Below are 3,727 nucleotides of genomic sequence, written 5' to 3'. Positions count from 1 at the left end.
TCCTCCGCCCGGTCGAGCAGCCGGCGGATCGCCGCATGGCTGCCGCCGGCGGCGTCCGCGAGCGCGTCACCGGCCGCGAGGCACCGCCGGGCCAGCGGGTACAGGTGGGCCTCCTCGGCCAGGAGGTGGGGGGCGAGGAGCTGCCGCAAGGAGCCCAGCAGCCGCAGGGCCTCCTCGTCGGGGGCGCCGGCGCGGGTGGTGCTGCGGTTCAGCCGGCGCAGCAGCGCCTCGATGGCCCGGTGCTCGGCGGACAGCCGGCTCGGGAAGCCTTCGGCAGCGTTCATGGAGGTCTCCGTCTCATACCGGTCGCCGCCTCGTTCCGGTCGCCGTCCGACCTGGTGCGGGCAATCGGTGGAGGGCCGGCGTCTGCCCGCACCGTGCGGAGGGGACCGTCCGTGGACGGCCGGACGGGCGCGGCCCGCCGAGCTCGTCGAGGACGGGAGTGTGCGAATGGTCCATGCCCGGCGGCTGCCCGGCCGCGTCGGCGGGAAACCCGGTCGGTCGAGTCCCGACCGGGCGCGGGCCGCTCGTGGTAGCGGTGCGCCGTCTGGCCGAGGCCTCCGGCGCCCAGCCGGGCGAGCGGCAGCGGACCGGCTGTCGGCGGCTCGTGGTCCGGGCCCGCACCGACCACCCGGCCGGTCAGCACCCAGGGCCGGCTGCGCGGACAACTCGCCGCCAGGTCCGCGTACTTCACCACCCGACGGGCCACCCGGCCGGGGCCGAGACCGTGCGTGCCCCAGGCCGGAGAGCCTCCCTGCCTGCGCGCGCAGGGGCAGGTGCAGGTACGCCCTCGATCGGCGGGGTGAGCCCCCCGCGACTGACGGCTCCGTGGTGGGAAAGCCCGTCACCGTCCCTCGCGTTCGAGCCGCGCTGCCGTCAGGTTCGCGTTGTTCGCGTACGTGATCGACCGGTGGGCGCTCTCGCCCCGGTCGTGCTGCTCGTGCGCGGTGTCCGTGTGGGCCTCGGCGGCGGCGCGGTGCTGCTCGCTCAGGGGCGTTCCGTTGTCCACGGTGGTGGCTCCTCTCGCTTGATGGCGGCTGGGCCCCCGGTGGGCGACGTGGCTCCGGGACCAACCGGCGCGTCCGGGGGAGGGCAGTGCTCGACCCCAGCCGTGTCCTGGGTGGGGTCGGGCGGGAACCCGCCCCGCGACCCGGTACTCACAGGCGGTACACAGGACCTTCTCGATTCGCGCAAACGCCGCGGTGGAGGCGGTGCCGGCGGTGCTCACCCGTCGACCGGTGGCGCGCCTGGACCAAGGGTGGGTCCAGCCCCACCCCCGGTGGGGGTGCAGGTGGATTCTGCCGCCGCCCCGCTGTCCCTAGCGTTGATCACGTGCCGCCCGGACCGGGGCGGCCGTGACGACGAGGGAGGGACGAGGTGCGAGGATCGGCGCGCGCGGGGCAGGGAGTCCGGGCGGTGGGGGGCCGGGAAACCCCGGCACTGCAACTGTCGGGGCTGCGCAAGCGGTTCGGAGCGCACGTCGCCGTGGACGGGGTGGACCTGTCCGTGCCGTGCGGGTCGTTCTACGGGCTCGTCGGGCCCAACGGCGCCGGCAAGACCACCTCGCTGTCGATGGCCGTCGGGCTGGTGCGCCCGGACGCCGGGAGCTCGGCGATCCTCGGCGTCGACGTGTGGAGCGACCCGGTGCGGGCCAAGTCCCTGGTGGGGGTGCTGCCCGACGGCATGATGCTGCCCGAGCGGCTGACCGGGCGCGAACTGCTGTACTACCTGGGCCGGTTGCGCGGCCTGCCGGCCGGCACTGTGGACGCCCGGTCCGAGGAGCTGCTGGCCGTGCTGGAGCTCGACGGTGCCGAGCGCACCCCCGTCATCGACTACTCCACGGGGATGCGCAAGAAGATCGGCCTGGCCACCGCCCTGTTGCACGCCCCTCGGCTGCTGGTGCTGGACGAGCCCTTCGAGGCCGTCGACCCGGTGTCGGCCGCGACCATCCGGGCCATTCTGCGGCGCTTCGTCGACTCCGGCGGCTCGGTGGTCCTGTCCAGCCATGTGATGGCGCTGGTCGAGCAGCTCTGCGACCACGTCGGTGTGATCGCCGGGGGCCGGGTGCTGGCGGCGGGCACGGTGGCGGAGGTCCGTGGCGGGCGCGGCCTGGAGGAGGCCTTCGTCGAGCTGGTCGGCGCCCGGACCGGGGGAGCGGAGGGCCTGTCGTGGTTGGCGTCCTGATCGGGATGAAGCTGGCCGTCCTGCGGCGTTCGATGTCCGGTCCCCGGGCGGCGAGTCTGTTCCTCGGGGCGGTGACCGGCGCGGTCGCGGCCGTCGGCACCGCGCTGCTGGGCCTGGCGGACTTCCCCACCCCCGAGGCCGGGGTCGGCGTGATCGCCGCCGTGCTGCTGGTGTGGACGGCGGGCTGGGCACTCGGTCCGACCGTCACGGGCGGCGACCCGACCCTGCGGCTCGACTACTTCACCCTGCTGCCCCGGCAGCCGCGCGTCCTGGCCGTCGGGCTGCTCGGCGCGGCCTTCGTCGGGGTCACCCCGCTGGTCAGCCTGGCCGCCTTCGCGGTGCTGATCGTCCTCGGCGCCGGGTTCGGTCCGGTGCCCGCTCTGGTCGCCGTCCCTGCGGTGCTGCTGCACCTGCTCTTCGTGGTGGTGCTGTCCAAGCTGACCCTTCAGGGCCTCGGCAGCGCGGCCCGTTCGCGGCTGGGCTGGGAGCTGTCCGCGCTGCTGGTCGGCCTGGTCACCGGGTTCCTCAACACCGGCTGGTTCGCGATCGGATTCTTCGCCCGGCTGCTCAGCGGCGAGTGGGCCGCCGCCGTCGGCACCGTCGTACGGGTCCTGCCCTCGGGTTGGTCGGTGGTCGCGGTCGACGCCGCCCGACGCGGGGAGTGGGTCCTGGCCGCGGCCTGCCTGGGTGGGCTGCTGGCGCTCTCGGGGCTGCTGTTCGCCGCCTGGACGGCCCTGCTCGCCCGGCAGTTGGCGCGCGGTACGGCCGGCAGGGGCACTTCCCGGCGGGGCACCTCCCGGCGGGGCGCCTCACGTGCGGGTGTCCGGTGGCCGGCCGTACCGGACACCCCCGGCGGTGCCGTGCTCGGCAAGGAGCTGCGCCTGTGGGTCCGCGACCCGCGCCGGGCCCGGCTGCTGCGGATGGCGCTGTGGACGGGCGTGTTCACCGGCCTGCTGCCGCTGCTCGGCGGCTTCCCCGCCCTGGTGCCGTGGGCCGGCGTGGTCGCGGCCCTGTTCGCCGGTGCGCTGTGCGCCAACCTGTACGGCCTGGACGCCGGCGCGCTCTGGCTGACCCTGGTCGTCCCCGGCGCCGAGCGGGTCGACGTCCGGGCCCGGCAGCTCGCCTGGCTGCTGGTCGTCGCCCCCGCCGCCCTGTTGCTCACCCTGGTCGCGGGCGCCGCCGCCCGGGCCGACGGGAGCCGGACCTGGGTGCTCGCCGTCCTGCCCGCCGTGCTCGGCGCCGGGGCGGGTCTGGTGCCACTGGTGTCCGTCCTCGGCCCCGCGCCGTTCCCGGACCGGCCCGGCGGCAACCCGCTGGACGGCTTCAGCGACGAGAGCGCCGACCAGACCCGGCTGCAGAGCATGGTCGTCCTGCTGCTCCAGGCCCTCGCCGCGCTGCCCGCCGCCGGCGTCGTCCTGGCCGGCACGCTGCTGCACAGCGAACCGCTGCGCTGGGCCGGGGTGGCGGTCGGTGCGGGCACCGGGCTGCTGTACGCCGGGCTGCTCGGGGCGGGGGCCCGGCGCCGGCTGGAGACCCGCGGGCC

5 protein-coding genes are annotated in these 3,727 nt (G+C 76.1%); 2 read left to right on the top strand and 3 right to left on the bottom strand.

The window, feature by feature from the left end:
- The 3 genes from KS423_RS40965 to KS423_RS40955 form a co-directional block, all read right to left on the bottom strand.
- Positions 1 to 284, bottom strand: a 284-nt coding sequence (locus KS423_RS40965) for a hemerythrin domain-containing protein (RefSeq protein WP_224284811.1), incomplete at its 3' end; no start/stop codon positions are given.
- The gene (locus KS423_RS40960) at positions 281 to 697 is read right to left on the bottom strand and encodes a DUF6098 family protein (protein WP_308020311.1); all 417 of its coding nucleotides are present in this window, start codon (positions 695 to 697) and stop codon (positions 281 to 283) included. The genes KS423_RS40965 and KS423_RS40960, both read right to left, overlap by 4 nt.
- A gap of 147 nt (positions 698 to 844) precedes the next feature.
- On the bottom strand, positions 845 to 1,009 hold the full coding sequence (locus tag KS423_RS40955) for a hypothetical protein (protein ID WP_224284810.1): 165 nt from the start codon (positions 1,007 to 1,009) through the stop codon (positions 845 to 847).
- 407 nt (positions 1,010 to 1,416) lie between these two features.
- Between KS423_RS40955 and KS423_RS40950 the strand changes: the two genes are divergently transcribed.
- Positions 1,417 to 2,184 (top strand): ABC transporter ATP-binding protein, encoded by a 768-nt coding sequence (locus tag KS423_RS40950; protein WP_224284809.1) that lies wholly within the window; start codon positions 1,417 to 1,419, stop codon positions 2,182 to 2,184.
- Positions 2,169 to 3,727: hypothetical protein (locus KS423_RS40945; RefSeq protein WP_224284808.1), on the top strand; the 1,559-nt coding region annotated here is incomplete at its 3' end. The genes KS423_RS40950 and KS423_RS40945, both read left to right, overlap by 16 nt.

It is taken from the genome of Streptomyces sp. LS1784 (assembly GCF_020103755.1).
Taxonomy (GTDB): Bacteria; Actinomycetota; Actinomycetes; order Streptomycetales; family Streptomycetaceae; genus Kitasatospora.
This window is presented reverse-complemented; position numbering and strand designations above follow the sequence as displayed.